This is a genomic window from Brevundimonas sp. (genome assembly GCF_051860745.1).
GTDB lineage: Bacteria > Pseudomonadota > Alphaproteobacteria > Caulobacterales > Caulobacteraceae > Brevundimonas.
The window spans coordinates 89089-108190 of sequence record NZ_JBHYDN010000003.1; the positions used below are offsets into that span (position 1 = coordinate 89089).

General features: G+C 67.6%; 20 protein-coding genes. 12 read left to right on the top strand and 8 right to left on the bottom strand.

Translation table 11 applies throughout. From position 1 onward, the window contains the following. Position 1 precedes the first annotated feature (1 nt). Both ACTIEW_RS04865 and ACTIEW_RS04870 read right to left on the bottom strand, forming a co-directional pair. A complete protein-coding gene (locus tag ACTIEW_RS04865; protein WP_439476793.1) occupies positions 2 to 1003 on the bottom strand; it encodes a 4-hydroxyproline epimerase in 1002 nt (333 codons plus the stop codon). A gap of 2 nt (positions 1004 to 1005) precedes the next feature. Next, on the bottom strand, positions 1006 to 1902 hold the full coding sequence (locus tag ACTIEW_RS04870; protein WP_439476794.1) for a dihydrodipicolinate synthase family protein: 897 nt from the start codon (positions 1900 to 1902) through the stop codon (positions 1006 to 1008). A gap of 69 nt (positions 1903 to 1971) precedes the next feature. Between ACTIEW_RS04870 and ACTIEW_RS04875 the strand changes: the two genes are divergently transcribed. Beyond that, positions 1972 to 3219 (top strand): NAD(P)/FAD-dependent oxidoreductase, encoded by a 1248-nt coding sequence (locus ACTIEW_RS04875; RefSeq protein ID WP_439476795.1) that lies wholly within the window; start codon positions 1972 to 1974, stop codon positions 3217 to 3219. A 25-nt stretch (positions 3220 to 3244) separates the two neighbouring features. Here the strand turns inward: ACTIEW_RS04875 and ACTIEW_RS04880 are convergent, their stop codons facing one another. The 5 genes from ACTIEW_RS04880 to ACTIEW_RS04900 all read right to left on the bottom strand — a co-directional run bounded on the left by ACTIEW_RS04880 (position 3245) and on the right by ACTIEW_RS04900 (position 9468). Beyond that, on the bottom strand, positions 3245 to 4861 hold the full coding sequence (locus ACTIEW_RS04880) for a cisplatin damage response ATP-dependent DNA ligase (RefSeq protein ID WP_439476796.1): 1617 nt from the start codon (positions 4859 to 4861) through the stop codon (positions 3245 to 3247). Beyond that, positions 4861 to 5895, bottom strand: coding sequence for a ligase-associated DNA damage response exonuclease (locus ACTIEW_RS04885; RefSeq protein ID WP_439476797.1), 1035 nt, complete (start codon positions 5893 to 5895; stop codon positions 4861 to 4863). The genes ACTIEW_RS04880 and ACTIEW_RS04885 overlap by 1 nt, the downstream gene beginning before the upstream one ends. Before the next feature lie 141 nt (positions 5896 to 6036). Continuing rightward, complete coding sequence (hemA, locus tag ACTIEW_RS04890; protein ID WP_439476798.1) at positions 6037 to 7263, bottom strand: 5-aminolevulinate synthase; 1227 nt, start codon at positions 7261 to 7263, stop codon at positions 6037 to 6039. 83 nt (positions 7264 to 7346) lie between these two features. Next, on the bottom strand, positions 7347 to 7958 hold the full coding sequence (gene fixJ, locus ACTIEW_RS04895; RefSeq protein WP_439476799.1) for a response regulator FixJ: 612 nt from the start codon (positions 7956 to 7958) through the stop codon (positions 7347 to 7349). Further along, entirely contained in the window at positions 7948 to 9468 is a 1521-nt protein-coding gene (locus ACTIEW_RS04900) for a PAS domain-containing sensor histidine kinase (protein WP_439476800.1), read from the bottom strand. The genes fixJ and ACTIEW_RS04900 overlap by 11 nt, the downstream gene beginning before the upstream one ends. A 72-nt stretch (positions 9469 to 9540) precedes the next feature. Here ACTIEW_RS04900 and ACTIEW_RS04905 point away from each other — a divergent pair, with 72 nt between their 5' ends. From ACTIEW_RS04905 to ACTIEW_RS04915, 3 genes are all read left to right on the top strand, one after another. Then, positions 9541 to 9699 (top strand): hypothetical protein, encoded by a 159-nt coding sequence (locus tag ACTIEW_RS04905; protein ID WP_439476801.1) that lies wholly within the window; start codon positions 9541 to 9543, stop codon positions 9697 to 9699. A gap of 107 nt (positions 9700 to 9806) precedes the next feature. Beyond that, complete coding sequence (locus ACTIEW_RS04910) at positions 9807 to 10490, top strand: helix-turn-helix domain-containing protein (protein WP_439476802.1); 684 nt, start codon at positions 9807 to 9809, stop codon at positions 10488 to 10490. After that, the gene (locus tag ACTIEW_RS04915) at positions 10487 to 10879 is read left to right on the top strand and encodes a response regulator transcription factor (protein ID WP_439476803.1); all 393 of its coding nucleotides are present in this window, start codon (positions 10487 to 10489) and stop codon (positions 10877 to 10879) included. Before ACTIEW_RS04910 ends, ACTIEW_RS04915 begins: the two co-directional genes overlap by 4 nt. Positions 10880 to 10888: 9 nt before the next feature. Here ACTIEW_RS04915 and ACTIEW_RS04920 read toward each other — a convergent pair whose 3' ends face one another. Further along, positions 10889 to 11149: a hypothetical protein gene (locus ACTIEW_RS04920; RefSeq protein WP_439476804.1), complete on the bottom strand. Its 261-nt coding sequence runs from the start codon at positions 11147 to 11149 to the stop codon at positions 10889 to 10891. Positions 11150 to 11440: 291 nt separating this feature from the next. Between ACTIEW_RS04920 and ccoN the strand changes: the two genes are divergently transcribed. The 8 genes from ccoN to ccoS are packed head-to-tail and all read left to right on the top strand — an operon-like array spanning position 11441 to position 19093. Further along, positions 11441 to 12928 carry a cytochrome-c oxidase, cbb3-type subunit I gene (gene ccoN / locus ACTIEW_RS04925; protein ID WP_439476989.1) on the top strand — a complete coding sequence of 496 codons (1488 nt, stop codon included), beginning with the start codon at positions 11441 to 11443 and terminating at the stop codon, positions 12926 to 12928. Positions 12929 to 12938: 10 nt separating this feature from the next. Further along, positions 12939 to 13676: a cytochrome-c oxidase, cbb3-type subunit II gene (gene ccoO / locus ACTIEW_RS04930; RefSeq protein WP_439476805.1), complete on the top strand. Its 738-nt coding sequence runs from the start codon at positions 12939 to 12941 to the stop codon at positions 13674 to 13676. Then, on the top strand, positions 13673 to 13846 hold the full coding sequence (locus tag ACTIEW_RS04935) for a cbb3-type cytochrome c oxidase subunit 3 (RefSeq protein WP_439476806.1): 174 nt from the start codon (positions 13673 to 13675) through the stop codon (positions 13844 to 13846). Before ccoO ends, ACTIEW_RS04935 begins: the two co-directional genes overlap by 4 nt. Beyond that, complete coding sequence (gene ccoP, locus ACTIEW_RS04940; RefSeq protein ID WP_439476807.1) at positions 13839 to 14735, top strand: cytochrome-c oxidase, cbb3-type subunit III; 897 nt, start codon at positions 13839 to 13841, stop codon at positions 14733 to 14735. The genes ACTIEW_RS04935 and ccoP overlap by 8 nt, the downstream gene beginning before the upstream one ends. Next, positions 14732 to 16219, top strand: a complete 1488-nt coding sequence (gene ccoG, locus ACTIEW_RS04945) for a cytochrome c oxidase accessory protein CcoG (RefSeq protein WP_439476808.1) — start codon at positions 14732 to 14734, stop codon at positions 16217 to 16219. Before ccoP ends, ccoG begins: the two co-directional genes overlap by 4 nt. Next, positions 16219 to 16704 (top strand): FixH family protein, encoded by a 486-nt coding sequence (locus ACTIEW_RS04950; protein WP_439476809.1) that lies wholly within the window; start codon positions 16219 to 16221, stop codon positions 16702 to 16704. Before ccoG ends, ACTIEW_RS04950 begins: the two co-directional genes overlap by 1 nt. Continuing rightward, positions 16695 to 18869, top strand: coding sequence for a heavy metal translocating P-type ATPase (locus ACTIEW_RS04955; protein ID WP_439476810.1), 2175 nt, complete (start codon positions 16695 to 16697; stop codon positions 18867 to 18869). Before ACTIEW_RS04950 ends, ACTIEW_RS04955 begins: the two co-directional genes overlap by 10 nt. Further along, a complete protein-coding gene (gene ccoS, locus ACTIEW_RS04960) occupies positions 18866 to 19093 on the top strand; it encodes a cbb3-type cytochrome oxidase assembly protein CcoS (protein ID WP_439476811.1) in 228 nt (75 codons plus the stop codon). Before ACTIEW_RS04955 ends, ccoS begins: the two co-directional genes overlap by 4 nt. Positions 19094 to 19102 lie beyond the last annotated feature (9 nt).

Consider the following 19102-nt stretch of genomic DNA (forward strand, 5'->3'; position numbering starts at 1 on the left):
CTCAGGCCACCTGGAAGCCGTGGGCGAAGACGTCCTCGTCGTCGATCCAGATCTCGTTCAGCCCGGTGGCTATGGCGGAACCCTCGACCGAGGGAATGATGGCGGGTCGTCCGCCGACTTCGGTCTCGGCTTCGACGCGGCCGATGAAGCGACTGCCGATATAGCTTTCGTGGACGAAGGACTGGCCGACCGGCAAGCGGCCGGTCGCGTGAAGATGCGCCAGCCGCGCCGAGGTGCCGGTGCCGCAGGGGCTGCGGTCGATGGCCTTGTCGCCATAGAAGACCGCGTTGCGCCCGTCGGCGCCTTCACCCTTGGGCTCGTCGGCCCACAGCAGGTGAGAGACGCCGCGAATGGTCGGGTCGAGCGGATGCATCGGGGTGAAGGCCTCGCGCACAAGCGTCCTGATCACCGGCGAAAGCTGCAGAATGCGCGCGGCGCCGAGGGCTTCGAGCCCGGCATAGGCGCCCTGAGGCTCGATGATGGCGTAGAAATTTCCGCCATAGGCGACATCAACGGTCAGGGGGCCGAAGTCGGGCACGTCGATTTCGATGCCCTGCTTGTCCAGCCAGGAGGCCACATTGCGGATGCGGACCGACCGAACCCGGCCTCCGTCCTCTACATAGTCCAGCTCGATCACCCCGGCCGGGACCTCGGCGATGACTTTGCCGGGCGTGCGCGGGGTGATCAGGCCGTGTTCCAGCGCAAAGGTGACGATGCCGATGGTCCCGTGGCCGCACATCGGCAGGCAACCGCTGGTCTCGATGAACAGGATGCCGACATCGGCGTCCGCGCTGGTCGGCGGATAGAGGAAGCCGCCACTCATCATGTCGTGACCGCGCGGCTCGAAACACAGGCCGGTGCGGATCCAGTCATAGCGCGCCATGAAATCCTGACGCCGGGCGCTCATGCTGTCGCCGGTCAGTTCTGGTGCCCCCTCGATCACCAGCCGCACGGGATTGCCGGCGGTATGGCCGTCGATGCAGCGGAAGACGTGGCGGGCCACGGCTAGAGGACCGGGCGGGTCGCGGCGGCCTTCTCGACCATGGCGACGACCTCGGCCCGGCGGGCTCCGACCAGCGGGTGGCGCGGCGGGCGGACCCGTTCATGGCCGCGGCCCATGATCTGTTCGGCCAGTTTGATCGACTGGACCAGATCGTGATCGGCGTCGAGGTGCAGCAGCGGCATGAACCAGCGGTAGATCGCCAGGGCCGTAGTCATGTCGCCGCGTTTGAAAGCGTCCCAGAGGGCGAGCGACTCCTTCGGGAAGGCATTGGTCAGGCCCGAGACCCAGCCCTGCGCGCCCAGCATCAGCCCTTCCAGCGCCACATCGTCGAGCCCGGCGAACAGGACATAGCGGTCGCCGAATTCGTTCAGCAGGTCGGTGAAGCGGCGGGTGTCGGGCGCGCTCTCCTTGAGGGCGACGACATTGGGCAGGTCCGACAAGGCGTGCAGGGCCTCAGAGCCGATACTGACCCGATAGGCCGGCGGGTTGTTGTAGAGCATGATCGGCAGGCCGGTGGCTTCGGCCACGGTCCGGAAATGCGCGGCCAACTCGGCCTGGGTCGGGACATAGACCATGGCCGGCAGGACCATCAGGCCGTCGGCGCCGATGGCCTCGGCGTCGCGGGCGAAGGCCGCCGCGCGGCGGGTGTCCAGCTCGGCCACGCCGGCGATCACCGGCACACGCCCGGCCACGGTCTTGACCGTCGCGGCCAGCATGGCGCGCTTCTCGTCAGCATCGAGCGAGTTGTTTTCGCCCACCGTGCCCATGACGATCAGGCCGTGCACGCCGTCGCGGATCAGCCCATCCTGCACCGTGGCGGTGGAGTCGAAATCGATCGAGAAATCCGCCGCGAACTGCGTGGTGGCGGCGGGGATCACGCCCTCCCAGGAAATCGACATCCGGTTCTCGCTTAGAGTGACTTAAGTCATTATCGTATACGATCTTGATCTTGAGGCAACGGGAGTCCGATGCAACCGAAGTCCTATCTCGTCATCGGCGGCGGTCTGGTCGGGGCCGCCTCGGCCCTGCGGCTGCAGGCGGCGGGCTTTGTGGTGACCCTGATCGATCCGGGCGATCCGCGCCGCGCCGCCTCGTTCGGCAATATCGGTCATATTGCCGCCGAACAGGTCTCGCCCCTGGCGTCGCGCGAAAGCCTGCGGACCTTCCCCGGTCGCCTGTTCGGCCTGGGCGGGCCGCTTGATTTCCGCTGGCGGGACGCCGGACTGTGGGGGCCGTGGGCGATGCGGTTCATCGCGGCCTCGAGCCCCGCTTGTCACGCGCGAGGGCAGGCGGCCCTGACCGCCATACTCGCCCAAGCCCTGCCGGCCTGGCGGCGGCTGGCGGAGTTCTCCGGCGCGCCGGACGTCGTCGGCCGCGACGGCCACGCCGTGGTCTGGATGTCGGAGCGCGCGACCGGAAAGGGCATGCGAGGTTGGGAGCGGGCGCCGACGGGCAGCGCCGCCTTCAGACCGATGGGCGCGGACGATCTGGCCCCCTATGCAGCGGTGATGACGCGCGCGCCGGTCGCAGGCATCCGTTTCTCCGGCACCGCCCAGGTCAGCGAGCCCCAAGCCGCCCGCGACGCCTTGATGGCCGCCTTCAGCGCGCGAGGTGGCGAGGTGGTTCACGCCCGGGTCGCGCATCTGTCCAGCGGTGATCGCGTGATCGCCCATCTCGAAGGCGGCGGCTCGCGCGAGGCCGAAGGCGCGCTGATCGCGGCGGGGGCATGGGCGGGGCGATTGATGCGCGGCCTGGGCGTCGAGGCCCCGGTGATCGGCGAGCGCGGCTATTCAGTGCAGAGCGCCGACCACGACTGGGACGAAGCCCTGCCGCCGACGGTGTTCGAGGAACATTCGATGGTGGTGTCCCGCTTCACCAGCGGCCTGCGCGCCTCGAGCTTCGTCGAGTTCGGGTCCCCTGACGCGCCAGGAGATCCGCGCAAATGGCGCGCGCTGGAGCGCCGGCTGGCGCGCCTCGGCATCCGCTTCTCGCCCGAACCGGACCGGTGGGTCGGGCCGCGGCCGACCCTGCCCGACTATCTGCCCGCGGTTGGCCGGCTGGAGCGTGATCCGCGCATCCTCTACGCCTTCGGCCACCAGCACCTCGGCCTGACCATGTCGGCGATCACCGCCGAGCTGACGGCGTCACTGGCTCTGGGCGTGAAACCTGTGATCGACCTGACGCCGTTCAGGATCGAACGGTTCAGCCGAGGTTGATGGAAAGGCGCGAGCCCGCTTCCATTCATCCCCTCTCGGCCTGATCCAGCATCCCCTCCAGTGTCGCCAGTTCGTCCGCTTCCTTCGCGGGCTTGTCCCAGCGGATGCGGCTGATCCGCGGGAAGCGCATGGCGACCCCGGACTTGTGGCGCTTCGATCGTTGCAGTCCTTCGAAAGCCACCTCCAGCACCAGGCCGAATTCGCGGCTCGCCTTCACCGACCGCACCGGACCGAAGCGTTCGACCGTATTGTCGCGCACGAACTTGTCGAGCTGCGTCAGCTCCTCGTCGGTGAAGCCGAAATAGGCCTTGCCCACCGGCGTCAGGGCGTGGCTGCCGTCGACGTCCTCGGTCCAGACCCCGAAGGTGAAGTCGGAGTAGAAGCTGGACCGTTTGCCGTGACCCCGCTGGGCGTACATCAGCACCGCATCGACCAGATGAGGGTCCTTCTTCCACTTGAACCAGGGGCCCTTGGGCCGGCCCGCTTCATAGACGCTGTCGAGCCGCTTCAGCATCAGGCCTTCCGCCGCCTGTGGGTCTCCCTCCGGCGGCGCCGCGCGCAAGGCGGCGAGGGCGTCCCAGGAGACGAAGGGCTGGATCGGGGACAGGTCGATCCGGTCGGACGCCAGCGAGGCGACCAAGGTCTCCAGCCGCGCTCGCCGTTCTCCAAATGTCAGCTTGCGCAGATCGACGCCGTCCGCCGCCAGGAGGTCGTAGGCGCGAATGCCGGCGGGATGCGCGGTCATGACCTTGGCGTCCGCCGTCTTGCGGTTGAGGCGCTGCTGCAGGTCGCCGAATGACCCGACCCGCCCGTCGCGGAGCACCAGAAGCTCGCCGTCGATCACGCCCTCATGGGTCAAGGCCGCCAATACGTCCGGGAAGGTCGGGGAGATGTCCTCCCCGGTGCGGCTGTACAGGCGCTTCACTCCGCCCTCGCTGACCGCCTGCACCCGGATGCCGTCCCATTTCCATTCGGCGGCGTAGGCGGCGGGGTCCAGCCTCTCCATCTCCGCCTCGTCGATCGGCTGGGCCAGCATGACCGGGCGGAAGCGGCCGTAAGCGTCCGCCGAAGGACGCTCGGCCCGGCCGTCCAGCCAGGCCAGAAGATCGGCATAGGGCGGGGCCTGGGCGTGCCAGACCTCCTGGATATCCGGCACTTCCACCCCGCCGAAGTCGGCCGCCGCCTGCCACGCCAGCCGCGCCGAGACGCCGACGCGCAGGCCTCCGGTCACCAGCTTCAGCAGCGCCCAGCGGCCGTCGGCGTCAAGCGCATCCAGCCAGCCCTCGATCAGCCCCTGCACCTCGCCGCGTTTCGCTTGCGTCAGGGCGTCGATCACCTCCGACAGGTCCGGTTCCCGATTGGCTCCGTGGCGGGTCGGCCAGATCAGGGCCGCGGTCTCGGCGAGGTCGCCGACATAGTCGTAGGACAGCCGGAAGAGTTCCGGATCGACCCGCACCTCGACAGCCCGGCGGATCATGGCGGGCTTGGCGGCGGTGAAGGACAGGGCGCCGGTCAGGGCGGCGAGAGCCCATCCGCGGTCAGGGTCCGGCGTATCAACCAGATGATCGCGGATCAGGCGGAGCTTTGCGTTCCGCGAGGCAGTCAGCGACAGGCGATCCAGAAGGGCGGCGAAGGCGCGCATCAGTCGTCGTCCTCGTCCTCATAGCCCACCAGATGCAACGCCCGCGCCTTGAGCCCGTTCAGCTCGGCCCAGCGGCGCAGGGCGTCGTCGCGCCCGTGGGTGATCCAGACCTCGTGCGGCGACAGTTCGGTCAGGGTGTCAGTCAGTTCGTCCCAGTCGGCGTGGTCCGACAGCACCAGGGGCAGTTCGACGCCGCGCTGGCGGGCCCGGGCCCTGACGCTCATCCAGCCGGAGGCGAAGGCCGTGACCGGATCGGGGAAACGCCGGCTCCAGCGATCCGCCAGGGCGGACGGCGGGGCGATGATGATACGCCCGGCGAAATCCGCCTTGGACCCGGTTGCAGGCGCCAGCGGACCGAGCATCACACCGAAATGTTCGTACAGCCGGTTCAGCCGCTCCAGCGCACCGTGCACATAGATCGTCTCGTCATAGCCTGCCTCGCGCAGCAACCGGATCACCCGCTGCGCCTTGCCCAGGGCATAGGCCCCGACAAGATGGGCGCGCTCGGGGAACTGCTGAACGGAACGCAGCAGCCGTGCGATCTCCAGGGTATCCGGTGGATGACGGAATACGGGCAGGCCGAAGGTCGCCTCGGTGATGAAGACGTCGCTGGGCACCGGCTCGAACGGCGCGCAGGTCGGGTCCCGACGCCGCTTGTAATCGCCGGAAGCCGTGATCGTCAGGCCGTTTTGACGGACCGTCGCCTGCGCCGATCCCAGCACATGACCCGCCGGCGCCAGCGACACCTCGACGTCCCCGACCATGACTCGTTCGCCATAGGCCAACGGTTGGGCGTGACCGGCGAAGTCATGGCCGTAGCGTTCGCCCATGATGGCCAGGGTTTCAGGCGTGGCCAGCACCGAGCCGTGCCCCGCGCGTGCATGGTCAGCATGGCCGTGAGTTATAACCGCCCGATCAACGGGCCGCGGCGGATCGATGAAGAACGCCCCGCCCGGACACCAGAGTCCGTCGGGCGTGGGCCGCAGGATCGAGTCGAAACGGCGTGAAGGACGAGGGTCTGAATACTGGGGCATGAGGGTTCCGGACCGAACTTGCAGAACCTTCAACGCCGCGACAATGCGAGGTTTCCGTTTGGTCTGGTCCGCAACCGGAAACGCCAGGCAGGGGCCCGGTATATCGAGGTCGACGTCTGCCGATCCGGCAGACGAGCTTGATCAAGCGGCTACGGGCAGCCGCGCCACATTGCAGTGGGTCCACAGCCGGTCCATGGCGCGGACGAGGTCGTCCATCATGGCGTCGGTGTGGTTGGGCGACGGGGTGAAGCGCAGCCGCTCGGTGCCCTTGGGCACGGTCGGATAGTTGATCGGCTGGACGTAGACGCCGTGCTCTTCCAGCAGCATGTCCGAGATCATCTTGGTGTGCACCGGGTCGCCGACGAACACCGGCACGATGTGGCTGACCGAGTCCATCACCGGGATGCCGGCGGCCTTGAAGCGGGCCTTCAGGGTGGCGGCGCGTTCCTGATGCGCCTCGCGCACCTCGGGATGGGTCTTGAGCCAGCGTACCGAGGCCAAAGCCCCGGCGGTCAGGGCCGGCGGCAGGCTGGTGGTGAAGATGAAGCCCGAAGCCCAGCTGCGCACCGCGTCGATGATCACCGCATCGGCGGCGATATAGCCGCCCATGACGCCGATGGCCTTGCCGAGCGTGCATTCGACGATGTCGATGCCGTCCAGCACCCCGTCGCGCTCGGCCACGCCCGCGCCGGTCGCGCCGTACAGGCCGACCGCGTGGACCTCGTCGAGATAGGTCAGGGCGCCGTATTTGCGGGCCAGGGCGATGGTGCCGGCCAGGTCGGCGATGTCGCCGTCCATCGAATAGACGCTCTCGAAGGCGATCAGCCTGGGCGCCTCGGCCGGGGCGTCGCGCAGCAGGGCCTCGAGATGTTCCAGATCGTTGTGGGCGTAGATATGCCGCTCGCAGCCGCCGTTGCGGATGCCGGCGATCATCGAGGCGTGGTTCAGGCTGTCCGAGAAGATCACCAACCCCGGCAGGATGCGCTGCAGCGTGGTCAGGGTCGCCTCATTGGCCACATAGCCCGAGGTGAACAGCAGGGCCGCCTGCTTGCGGTGCCAGGCGGCCAGTTCGGCCTCCAGATCCACCGCAGACCGGGTCGTGCCCGAGATGTTGCGGGTGCCGCCGGCGCCCGCGCCGACCGCGTCAATCTCGGCCTGCATGGCCTGAAGCACCACCGGATGCTGACCCATGCCGAGGTAGTCGTTCGAGCACCAGACGATGACGTCCTGCTCGCTGCCGTCCTCGCGGCGGCGGATGGCCCTGGGGAACTCACCGCGCACGCGCTTGAGGTCGGCGAAGACGCGATAGCGCCCTTCGCCCTTGACCTGCTCGACAGCGGTCTGGAATGCGGCCTGGTAGTCGAACATCGGTATGGACCTCGCGGCGAGCCGGACCAATCCCACCTGAGCCAGGCCGGGTCACCTCCGGGAAACCCCTGAAGGCCAGAGGTTCACGGGCGCTGGACGAGGATCGTCATCCGGACCAGTTCCGAGAGGCTCCGGGCCTGCATCTTGGTCATGACATTGGCCCGGTAGACCTCGACCGTCCGGGGGCTGATCTCCAGATCGTAGGCGATGACCTTGTTGGCCTGGCCGGCGACGAGACCGTCCAGCACCTGCCGCTCGCGCGATGAGAGGCTGGCGAGTCGTTCACGGAGTTCGGTATCCCGTCCCGCGTGTTCGGCGGCTTGGGCCTGGTTGGCGATGGCAGCGCGGATCGACACCACCAGGGCATCGTCGTCGAAGGGCTTTTCGATGAAGTCCCTGACGCCGGCGCGGACCGCTTCGATGGCCAGCGGCACGTCCGCGTGACCGGTCATGACGATGACGGGATGGCGTACGCCGATTTCAGCCAGCCGGCGAACCATCTCCAGCCCGTTCATGTCCGGCATGCGCACATCCGTGACAATGCAGCCCGGTTCCAGATTCGTGGCGTGCGCCAGCAGGGCGGCGGCGGACTCATAGGTCCTTGAGACCAGATTCGCGGTGTCCAGAAGGAAGGCCAGGGAATCCCGGATCGCGGCGTCATCGTCAACAATATGGACCACCGGCTCATTCGGCATCGCTGAGTTCCTCCTCGCCTACGGCGCGCAGTGTAAAGCAGAATCGGGTGCCCCCGCCTGGGTTCGGCTCCATCCAGATGCGCCCGCCGTGCGCTTCGATGATGGTTCGTGAGATTGACAGACCGACGCCCATGCCGGTCCGCTTGGTAGTGATGAAGGGCTGGAACAGCTGGTTGGCAATCTCGGGGCTGATGCCCGAACCCGTATCGGCCACCGTCACCTGGGCGTGATCATCCGCCGCCGGGTCGATCCTGATCTCCAGGACCCTTTTCGAACCCGCCTCCATGGCTTCCATCGCGTTGCGTATCAGATTGAGCGCCACTTGCTGGATCTGGACCTTGTCGGCGAGGACAAAATCGATTCCGGGCGCGAACCGGAACTGGACGCGGACGCCATGCTCCTTGGCCCCGACCAGGGCAAGGGCGCTGGCCTCCTCGATCAGTTTGGGCAGGCTTTCGACCCGACGCTCGGCCTCGCCGCGCGCGACGAAGTCGCGCAACCGGCGGATAATTTCTCCGGCGCGAAGAGCCTGTTCGCCCGCCTTCTGGATGGCTTCCAGCAAACGTTCGCGCGGCACCGGCTCAGCGGCGAGCAGTCGTGATGAACCTTTCAGGTAGTTAGCCATAGCCGAGAGCGGCTGATTCAGCTCGTGCGCCAGGGCCGAGGCCATCTCCCCCATGGCGGTCAGTCGCGAGATGTGGACGAGTTCGGACTGCAGTTCCTGCAGACGCTGTTCTGTGTCCTGCCGCTCGCTGAGGTCGCGGACGAAGCCGGTGAAGAAGCGCCGGTCTCCCAAAATCATCTCGCCGACTGACAACTCCATCGGAAAGGTCGAGCCGTCACGGCGCTCTCCCACGACGACCCGGCCGACCCCGATGATACGCCGCTCGCCGCTGGTCAGATATCGATCGAGGTAGCCGTCATGCTGCTCCCGGTAGGACTCAGGCATCAGCATCTTCACATTGCAACCGATCACCTCCTCGGCTTTCCAGCCGAACAGGCGCTCCGCCGCGACGCTGAAGGACTGCATGATCCCGCGCTCGGTGATGACGACCATGGCGTCCGGAACGGTGGCGAGGATCGACCGGAGATGGGCTTCGCGAGCCAGCAGGTCGCGATTCACAGCCACCGAGCGGGACCGCATGGACTGAAAGGCTTCTCCGCCGGCCGTGATCAGCGCGCCGATCAGCAGGAAGATGGACCCGCCGATCAGGTCCCCGCTGGTCAGACCATCGGCGGCGCCCGAGACATACAGGCCGCAGGCAAGGCCAAGCACGGTCGCGACGGCGCCGGAGGCCGCGCCGCCGAGCGCCGCCGCGCCGACGACAGCCGGGATGAAGATCAGGAACGCCAGCCGGTCCTCGAGCGGCGGCGACATCGCCAGGCGCAGCATGAGCCCCGTGGCGGTGGCGACGACAGCGGTCGCCAGACCCAATCGGGTATGTCGCGTCGCCAGCATCCAGTCCCGGATGGGCCGGGCCTCGATCGCCTCCGGGGGGGTAGTCGTCATCATCGCCTCCGCAACACCCCGTAGGTGAAACCCCCGAATTCCACCAGACGCGGCCGGCGGCTAGGTCGGCGAATGCCGCGCAATGAAGCGCTCCAGATCGATGAACTGTGCCGGGTCGAAGACCGTACGGTGACCATACTGGCGGAGGCCTCCCGTCTGATGCGAGTCGTGGCTGCCTGTTTCGATGCGGGCCTGCTCCCCGTCGAACGTCGGCACGCCCGGGCGGTGTAGCGGGACCCATCTCCGGGCATCAGGGAAATCCCCTAGGGGGCAGACCCGAATACCGGTGAACGGGGCAGGGTCCTAGCTTGCGGCATCGACCGTGCCTGGAGGATCGGATGACCGCCCTACGCTATCGCGAACCTTGGGAAGTGGTTGCCCCCTCGTCGGACGCGCCCCCGGATTGCGCGCTCTGCGGCGCTTTCGCCAGCGCGACGACGGCCCCCCGGTCGCCCTTCGCCCCGGGCGCGCTTCTGTTCCGGCAAGGTGACGCGGTCCGGCTCGTCTATCGCGTGATGAGTGGTGCTGTGGTCAGCTACCGTCTGCTGAGCGATGGCCGCCGTCAGGTCACAGGCTTTCATCTGCCGGGTGACTTTCTCGGCCTCGAGGCCGGCGTGGAGCATGCGACCACGACGGAGGCCCTGAGCCGCGTCGACGCCCTGGCGATGGAGCGGACGGAGCTGGCGGGACGCGCCGCGACCGATGTCGGTCTCGCCCGGGCTCTGTGGCAGGTCACCGTCCGCGCCTTCCGGCGTAGCGAGGACCACGCCCTGATTCTCGCCCGGCAGGGCGCTACCGAGCGTGTCGCCGCCTTCCTTCTGGATTTCGCCGAACGGACGGGCCGGCCGGAAATCATTGACCTGCCCATGACCCGGCAGGACATCGCCGACCATGTCGGCCTTACCATCCATACAGTCTCGCGCACCCTGTCCCAGCTCCAGGCCCAGGGCATGGTTGAGGCCCGGTCGTCCCGTCATGTGCGCCTGCTGCAGCGGCGCCGGCTGGAGGGATTGTGCGCGTGACGGCGGCTCCCGTCAGCGTCCCGGCCCGACCTTGCGTCATCCTGGTCGATGACGATCCCGCAGTGACCCACGCCATGCAGTTCTCATTCGACCTCGAGGGGCTCGATGTCCGTAGCTTCCGCGACGGCGAGAGTCTGCTGGCCACGGGCGACCTGCCGGACACCGGCTGTCTGATCCTGGACCACCACCTGCCGGGCATGGACGGCTTGGCGCTGCTGGAGCGTCTTCGTGCGACCGGCGTCCGCCTGCCGGCGATCCTGATCACGACCAATCCGCGGACCGCCCTGCGAAACCGGGCGGCGGCGGCGGGCGTGCCGATCATTGAAAAACCGCTCTTGACGGATGCCTTGCTGACGACCGTCCGAAAGGCGCTCGCCCGCCAAGCCTGAAGCGCGGCGTCACTCTGCGCGCTGAAGCACGCGTCGGGATTGTAGAAGCCATGCGCCGGCGCCCGAGGCTCCGATCGCGGCGAGAAGCAGGGTCCCGGCGGCGATGCACCGCACACAATGTCCGAGGGTCGGCCCGCACATCGCCGCCGTTCTGGCCATGTGTTCGGCCGCCAGCAGGCCAGCCGCCGCAGCCGCGCCTCCCAGCGACAGGCCGAGGATGATGAGGGCAGCGCCCAGCACCTGTTGTTCGTGAATGTCCTGACTCTGCATCTCGGGTCTCCATAACGCACAAGACCTGAGAATTGCCCGCTCAGCTTTGCGCCAGCGCAAGGCGCCGGTGGCGAAGGCCGGGCACGGAAACATCCTCTGCTCGAGGGATCCATCCGAATGCCGTCCATCGCCACACCCGACGCCGACACCCCCTCAGACGTCGTCGCCCTGTTCCTGTTCCTCGGCGTGGCCGCGGTATTGGCCCTGTTTGCGACCGGCCTGACCGATGACTCGGCCTTCCGGTTTCACGGCTACATCCTGATGGCCGCCTCGGTCCTGGCTTTGAGCGCCATGACCATCGGCGTCGCCCATGGCTGGTTCCGGTCAGACCCCAAACGCTATGAGGACGGGGTGATCCGCGCCGGGGTCATCGCCACCATGTTCTGGGGCGTCATCGGCATGACGGTCGGCGTCTTCATCGCCGCCCAGCTGTCGTGGCCCGAAATCTTCTACTTCCCTGAGCATGGCTGGCTGAATTTCGGTCGCCTGAGGCCGCTGCATACCTCGGGGGTCGTCTTCGCCTTCGGAGGCAATGCGCTGATCTGCACCTCGTTCTGGGTGGTGCAGCGCACCTGCAAGGCGCGGCTGGCCGGCGGGATCTGGCCGTGGTTCGTGTTTTGGGGCTACCAGCTGTTCATCGTCCTTGCGGCCACCGGCTACGTCGCCGGCATCACCCAGTCGCGCGAATATGCCGAGCCTGAGTGGTACGTCGATATCTGGCTGACCATCGTCTGGGTCGCCTATCTGCTGGTCTTTCTCGGCACGATCTGGAAGCGCAAGGAACCCCACATCTACGTGGCCAACTGGTTCTACCTGGCCTTCATAGTCACCGTCGCCCTGCTGCACCTCGTCAACAACGCGGCGGTCCCGGTCGGCCTGCTTGAGGCGCGCAGCTATTCAGCTTTCGGCGGGGTCCAGGACGCCCTCGTGCAGTGGTGGTACGGCCACAACGCGGTCGGCTTCTTCCTGACCGCAGGTTTCCTGGCGATGATGTATTATTTCGTGCCGAAGAGGGTCGAGCGGCCGGTTTATTCCTACCGCCTGTCGATCGTGCACTTCTGGTCGCTGATCTTCATCTACATCTGGGCGGGCCCGCACCACCTGCACTACACGGCTCTGCCGCAGTGGGCGCAGACGCTGGGCATGACCTTCTCGATCATGCTGTGGATGCCGTCCTGGGGCGGGATGATCAACGGGTTGATGACCCTGTCGGGGGCCTGGGACAAGCTGCGCACCGACCCGGTCGTCCGCATGATGGTCGTGGCCATCGCCTTCTACGGCATGTCGACGTTCGAAGGGCCGCTGATGTCCATCCGGACGGTCAACGCCCTGTCGCACTACACCGACTGGACTATCGGCCACGTCCACTCCGGCGCCCTCGGCTGGGTCGGCTTCATCACCTTCGGCGCCATCTACTGCATGGTTCCGTGGCTGTGGAAGAAGGACCGGCTGTACTCCAACGCCCTGGTTGAGTGGCATTTCTGGATCGCAACCACCGGCATCGTTCTCTACATCACCGCGATGTGGGTCTCCGGCGTCATGGAAGGCCTGATGTGGCGCGAATACACGCCCGACGGTTTCCTCGCCAACAGCTTCATCGAGACCGTGTCCGCCAAGCATATCCAGAACGTCATCCGCACCGTCGGCGGTCTGATGTTCCTGAGCGGCACGCTCATCATGTCCTACAACCTGTGGCGAACGATCCGCATGCCGTCCTCGCGTTCTTCCGCGAACGTGCCGGCGACGACCATCGAGCCGCAACTCCTGCCGGCCCAGTGAGGATCAGACCATGTGGAAGCAACATCACAGGTTCGAGCGGCATTCGCTCTGGCTGGTCATCGGCATCACCATCGTGGTGTCCATCGGCGGCATCGTCGAGATCGCCCCGCTCTTCTGGGTCGAGAGCACGATCGAGGAGGTCGAGGGCGTCCGCCCCTACACCCCGCTCGAGCTGGCCGGGCGCGACATCTACATCGGGGAGGGCTGCTACGGCTGTCACTCGCAGATGGTCCGTCCCTTGCGCGACGAGGTGGAACGCTACGGCCACTACAGCCTCGCCGCCGAGAGCATGTACGACCATCCCTTCCAGTGGGGATCGAAGCGCACGGGGCCTGATCTGGCGCGCGTCGGCGGCAAGTATTCGAACGACTGGCACGCAGAGCACCTGTCCAACCCGCGATCCCTCGTGCCCGAGTCCAATATGCCTCCATACCGGTTCCTCGCGGACCAGGATCTGGATCAGCACGCCATTCAGGCCAAGCTGAGGGCGATGGTTGCGGTCGGCGTTCCCTACACGGCCGATCAGGTCGAAAACGCCGTGGCGGATCTGAACGCACAGGTCGATCCGTTCGCGAGCCAGACCTCGGCTCTGCGCAGCCGCTACGGACCCCGCGTGGCCCAGGGCGATTTCGACGGCAATCCCGAGCGGCTGACCAAGATGGACGCCCTGATCGCCTATCTGCAGCAGCTCGGCACCATGGTCGACTTCCGCACCTATCAGGCTGAAGACCCGGAGAACCTGCGATGAGCGGCTTCGACTACGAAACCGTGGCGCGGTTCGCCCAGCAGGGCGGCACCCTCTACTTCGGCGCCGTCTTCATCGCTGGCGTCGTCTACGCGCTGTGGCCGAAGCATCGCGAGGCCTTCAAACGCCTCTCCCACCTTCCGCTCGAAAAAGACGAGGACGAGCATGTCTGAGCCCGAGCGCGACGATCACTCCGGCGTCGAGACGACGGGGCATGAGTGGGACGGCATTCGCGAGCTGGACAATCCGCTGCCGCGCTGGTGGCTGTGGGTGTTCTACGGCAGCATCGTCGTGGCTGTCGTTTTCTGGGTCTTGATGCCGGCCTGGCCGGGTCTGAAGGGCTACACCCCCGGCGTTCTCCATCAATCGGACAGGGCCGATGTCGCCCAGCAGCTCCAGGCGCTCCAGGTCCAGCGCGGTCGCGGCGAGACGATGCTGGCGACGGCGTCCCTTCAGCAGATTGAGGCGGATCCGGACCTCCAGGCCCATGCCCTGTCAGTCGGCCAGTCGGTCTTCGGCGACAACTGCGCCACCTGCCACGGCGCCGGCGGCGGCGGCGCCCGGGGTTATCCGAATCTGCGGGACGACGTCTGGCTCTGGGGCGGTTCGCTTGAGGAAATCGAGCACACCCTGCGCGTCGGTGTCCGGTCAGCCCACCCCGAGACCCGCACTTCGCAAATGCCGGCCTTCGGTCGCGACGGTATGCTCAACGCCGCCCAGGTTTCCGACCTGACGGACTACGTCATGCGCCTGTCAGGACGGCCGGCGGATGCCGCCGCTGTCGGCCGGGCGCAACAGCTCTACGCCGACAACTGCGCCGCCTGTCATACGCCGACGGGCGTGGGCGATCGTCTGCTGGGCGCGCCGGATCTGACGGACCGCGAGTGGCTGTACGGCTCCGACCGCGAGTCCATCCGCGGCCAGATTCACAACGGCCGCAACGGCGTCATGCCGACATGGGAGGGCCGGTTCTCACCGGGCGTGATCAAGGCCCTGGCCGTCTATGTCCACGTCAACGCCGGGGGCGGCGAGGCGTCCGGAGTCGCCGCAGCCGCGCCATGACCATCATCATCGACCGGACCCGTGATCGTGCGGCGACAACGGGTCCGGTCTCCATTGCCGAAAAGCAGCGCGAGAAGGCTCGCCCCAAGGGTCTCTACAAGGCCCGCGTGCCGATCTATCCCAAGCTGGTTCACGGCCGGTGGCGGTGGATCAAATGGACGCTGCTGATCGTCATGCTGGCGATCTACTACATCACCCCGTGGATCCGGTGGGAGCGGCCCGGCGCCCTGCCGGACCAGGCTGTCCTCGTCGATTTTGACGGCGGCCGCTTCTATTTCTTCATGATCCAGCTGTGGCCGCAGGAGGTGTATTTCATCACCGGCCTGCTGGTGCTTTCGGCGCTGGCCCTGTTCCTTGTCACCTCGCTGTTCGGCCGGTTGTGGTGCGGCTACGCCTGTCCCCAGACGGTGTGGACCGACCTCTACATCTATATCGAGCGGATGTTCGAGGGTGACCGCAACGCGCGGATGCGGCTCGACGCGGCTCCGATGTCGTTCAACAAACTTTGGCGCAAGACGGGAAAACACGCGGTCTGGATCGGCGCGGCTTTCGGTACCGGTGGCGCCTGGATCTTCTATTTTCACGACGCGCCGGACCTGATCCGCACCTTCTGGCTCGGGACGGCGCCGATGACGGCCTATGTCTCCTGCGCCATTCTGACCTTCACGACCTATGTCTTCGCCGGACATATGCGCGAGCAGGTCTGCATCTATATGTGCCCCTGGCCGCGCATCCAGGGAGCCATGCTGGACGACCAGTCCTTCCAGGTGACCTACCGTTACGACCGGGGCGAACCGCGCGGGCCGCACAAGAAGTCGGAGTCCTGGGAAGGCCGCGGCGACTGTATCGACTGCAACCAGTGCGTGGTGGTCTGCCCCATGGGCATCGACATCCGCGACGGCGCCCAGTTGGAGTGCATCAACTGCGGCCTGTGCATCGACGCCTGCAACGAGGTCATGGACAAGGTCGGCCGGCCGCGCGGGCTGATCGCCTATGACACCGATGCGGCCGTCGCGGCCCGGAACTGCGGACAGAAGCCGCAGCACCGTCTGATCCGCGCGCGGACCCTCTATTACGGCATCGCCCTGGCCGTCGTCGGCGGCCTCATGATCTGGGGCTTCAGCACCCGGAAGGCTCTGGACGTCCACGCCCTGCGCGACCGGAATCCGGCTTCGGTCCGGCTGCACGACGGAGCCGTTCGCAATGGCTACACCCTGAAGATCGCCAACCACGGCTTTGAGGTGGCGACCGTCGAAATCCGCTACGCCGGCATTCCAGGCGCGACCCTGAGAAGTCCCGGACGGCCCCTTGCGGACCCGCTGAGCCTTCGGGTCGATCCCAACCGGGTGACGCCTGTACGGGTCTTCGTCACCGCGCCCGTGGATCAGGTCGGCGACGGCAGCCGGCCCGCGACATTCGAAATCCGGTCGGGTGACCAGGTCCAGACCGTCCGGACCGCCTTCGACTATGGAGAAGCCCGTTGATGCCTGCACCCTCCGCACCTCGGGTCCCGTTCACGGTCAAGGGCTGGCACGTCGCCGCCGGCGTCGTGGCCTTCTTCGTCATTGTGATCGGGGTCGATGCGGCCTTCCTGACCCTGGCCTACCGCACCCATCCCGGGCAGGTCGCGCCCCGGCCCTATGAGGCGGGACTGATCTACAATGCCGAGCTGGAGCGCCTGCGGGCGCAGGAGGTCCTCGGCTGGCGCGTTGCAGTAGAGGCCCGGACCGACGGCGTGATGGTCCTGCTTCAGGATCGGGACCGCCAACCGTTGAGCGGCCTCAAGGTCACGGCCACACTTTTGCGACCGGCCACCGAACAGGGACGCAGCGTCCTGACCCTGACTGAGACGGCGCCGGGGCGTTACGTCGGCGACCGTGCCGGCCTGTCCGGAGTCTGGGATACCCGTGTCGATGCCGAGGGCGGCGGCCAGTCGTTCGTCGCTGAACGGAGGCTGACATGGCCGTGACTTTCGACGCGGCGGCCCGGCCCGACATGTCGGCCTTCCTGCGTCGGACGGACGACGGTCAGACCCGTCTTGACCTGCTGGTGACCGGGGCGCGCTGCGCCGGGTGTATCGCCAAGATCGAGCGCGAGATGGCCCGCCTTCCGGGCGTGGATTCGGCACGGTTGAACCTGTCCACCGGACGCCTCGCTCTTGGCCTCGACAACGTCGCCGTCGATCCCGGCCGCATCATCGCCGCTCTCGCGCGGCTCGGCTACCCGGCTACACCATACGATCCGGGCGCCGCCCTCGTGCAGCGCGACCAGGAGGGGCGTCAGCTGATCCTCGCCCTGGCGGTGGCGGGCTTCGGCGCGATGAACGCCATGATGTTCTCGGTGCCGATCTGGGCCGGGTTGTTCGATCAGGAACTCGGCCCCGCCACCCGTTCGATGATGATGTGGATGTCGGCGGCCGTCGGCGCGCCCTGCGCCATTTTCGCGGGGATGACCTTCTTCCGGTCGGCCTGGCGGTCGCTGCGGGCGGGCCGGGCCAATATGGACGTGCCGATCTCGGTCGGGGTGATCCTGACCCTGGCGATCAGCTTTTCCGAGACCATCCTGAATGGCCGCGACGCCTATTTCGACGCCGCCGTCTCCCTGTTGTTTCTGTTGCTGATCGGGCGCTGGCTGGATCATGTGCTGCGGGCCAAGGCGCGCAGCGCCGCCGGTGATCTGCTGGCCTTGCAGGCCCCCACCGCCTGCGTCGTCAACGCGCTGGGTCGCGAACGGTCGGTCCCGCTGGGCGACATCCGGCCCGGCGACATCCTGCGCGTGCGGCCAGGCGATCGCATCCCGGTCGATGCCGTCCTCGAGGCCGGAGAGGCGTTGATCGACAACAGCCTGCTGACCGGCGAGAGCGTGCCCGAACGGGTCCGGCCGGGCGGGCTATGCCGCGCCGGGGCCGTCAATACGGCCGGCCTGCTGACGGTGCGCGCCAGCGCCCGGTCGGAGGATTCCACCCTGTCCGCCATCGCCCGGCTGGTCGAGGCGGGGGCCCAGTCGCGCTCGCGCTATGTGCGGCTCGCCGATCGCGCCGCCGCCTTCTATGTGCCGGTGGTGCACGCGGCGGCGCTGGCGACCTTCGCCGGCGGCTGGGCCCTGGGCCTCGAGCCGCGGGAAGCACTGATCCGGGCCGTAGTCGTGCTCATCGTTACCTGCCCATGCGCCCTCGGACTGGCGGTTCCCGCGGTGCAGGTCGTCGCGTCCGCCCGGCTCTTCCGGCGTGGCGTGCTCGTCAAGTCGGGTGCGGCGCTCGAGCGGCTGGCCGAGATCGATCATGTGGTCTTCGACAAGACTGGTGTGCTGACGGAGGGAAGGCCTGCCCTGGTCGGGGCGTCGCCGACGATCATCGCCCTGGCGGCGCCGCTGGCCCGGGCCTCCAGCCACCCGATGGCGCGCGCCATAGCCCGCGCGGCGGGCGAGGGGCCCCTGGCGACAGAGGTGGTTGAGCATACCGGGCTGGGCGTCGAGGGCTTGATCGACGGCCGCCGCGCCCGGCTGGGCCGGGCGGCGTTTGTGGGCGTTCCGACCCTTCGTTCCGGCGAAACCGAGCTGTGGTTCGGCTTTGAAGGCGACCCGAGGGTCCGCCTGCAGTTCTCGGACGCCCTGCGGCCGGACGCCGGCGACACGATCGCGGCTCTCAAGGCGCGCGGGATCACGATCGAAATCCTGTCGGGCGACCAGGTCGGCGCGGTCAGGGCCGTGGCCGGGGCCGTCGGCGTCGCCGCCTGGCGCGCCGGACTGCTGCCGCAGGAGAAGGCCGAGGCAATCGACCGCCTCGCCGCCGCCGGCCGCAAGGTCCTGATGGTCGGCGACGGCTTGAACGACGCCGCGGCGCTGGCGCGCGCGCACGCCGCCGTCGCGCCCGGAACGGCGCTGGCGGCCAGCCAGAACGCCGCCGACCTTGTGCTGACTGGAGACGCCCTGATGGTGGTCGTCGAGGCTATAGACGTCGCGCGCTCGGCCCGCCGCCGCGCGCTCGAAAATTTCGGCTTTGCGGCGCTCTACAATCTCGTGGCCGCGCCGGCCGCGATGCTCGGTCTGGTGAACCCCTTCGTCGCCGCCCTGGCGATGTCCGGTTCGTCGCTGGTCGTGACGCTCAACGCGCTTCGGGTGAGGAACCGGCGATGAACATCATCTTCCTGCTCGCGCCGTTCTCGGTGGTTCTCGGCCTGATGGCCGTCGGCGCCTTCGTCTGGACCCTGCGCGCCGGTCAGTACGAGGACATTCAGGGTGCGGCGGAGCGCATACTGATCGACGACGATGATCCTGACGCGCCGGGGACCGGGGCCCGTAAGCTTCCCACGGCTTCTTCGGCCAAAGTCCACGGCGCCCATCTGGGGAGGCCGTCATGACGCCGGGGC

Bases quoted from the DNA above. Each gene is read 5' to 3' on its own strand.
- ACTIEW_RS04870 (WP_439476794.1), bottom strand. From the start codon at position 1,902: ATGTCGATTTCCTGGGAGGGCGTGATCCCCGCCGCCACCACGCAGTTC.
- ACTIEW_RS04875 (WP_439476795.1), top strand. From the start codon at position 1,972: ATGCAACCGAAGTCCTATCTCGTCATCGGCGGCGGTCTGGTCGGGGCC.
- ACTIEW_RS04880 (WP_439476796.1), bottom strand. From the start codon at position 4,861: ATGCGCGCCTTCGCCGCCCTTCTGGATCGCCTGTCGCTGACTGCCTCG.
- ACTIEW_RS04885 (WP_439476797.1), bottom strand. From the start codon at position 5,895: ATGCCCCAGTATTCAGACCCTCGTCCTTCACGCCGTTTCGACTCGATC.
- hemA (WP_439476798.1), bottom strand. From the start codon at position 7,263: ATGTTCGACTACCAGGCCGCATTCCAGACCGCTGTCGAGCAGGTCAAG.
- fixJ (WP_439476799.1), bottom strand. From the start codon at position 7,958: ATGCCGAATGAGCCGGTGGTCCATATTGTTGACGATGACGCCGCGATC.
- ACTIEW_RS04900 (WP_439476800.1), bottom strand. From the start codon at position 9,468: ATGACGACTACCCCCCCGGAGGCGATCGAGGCCCGGCCCATCCGGGAC.
- ACTIEW_RS04905 (WP_439476801.1), top strand. From the start codon at position 9,541: ATGCCGCGCAATGAAGCGCTCCAGATCGATGAACTGTGCCGGGTCGAA.
- ACTIEW_RS04910 (WP_439476802.1), top strand. From the start codon at position 9,807: ATGACCGCCCTACGCTATCGCGAACCTTGGGAAGTGGTTGCCCCCTCG.
- ACTIEW_RS04920 (WP_439476804.1), bottom strand. From the start codon at position 11,149: ATGCAGAGTCAGGACATTCACGAACAACAGGTGCTGGGCGCTGCCCTC.
- ccoN (WP_439476989.1), top strand. From the start codon at position 11,441: ATGACCATCGGCGTCGCCCATGGCTGGTTCCGGTCAGACCCCAAACGC.
- ccoO (WP_439476805.1), top strand. From the start codon at position 12,939: ATGTGGAAGCAACATCACAGGTTCGAGCGGCATTCGCTCTGGCTGGTC.
- ACTIEW_RS04935 (WP_439476806.1), top strand. From the start codon at position 13,673: ATGAGCGGCTTCGACTACGAAACCGTGGCGCGGTTCGCCCAGCAGGGC.
- ccoP (WP_439476807.1), top strand. From the start codon at position 13,839: ATGTCTGAGCCCGAGCGCGACGATCACTCCGGCGTCGAGACGACGGGG.
- ccoG (WP_439476808.1), top strand. From the start codon at position 14,732: ATGACCATCATCATCGACCGGACCCGTGATCGTGCGGCGACAACGGGT.
- ACTIEW_RS04950 (WP_439476809.1), top strand. From the start codon at position 16,219: ATGCCTGCACCCTCCGCACCTCGGGTCCCGTTCACGGTCAAGGGCTGG.
- ACTIEW_RS04955 (WP_439476810.1), top strand. From the start codon at position 16,695: ATGGCCGTGACTTTCGACGCGGCGGCCCGGCCCGACATGTCGGCCTTC.
- ccoS (WP_439476811.1), top strand. From the start codon at position 18,866: ATGAACATCATCTTCCTGCTCGCGCCGTTCTCGGTGGTTCTCGGCCTG.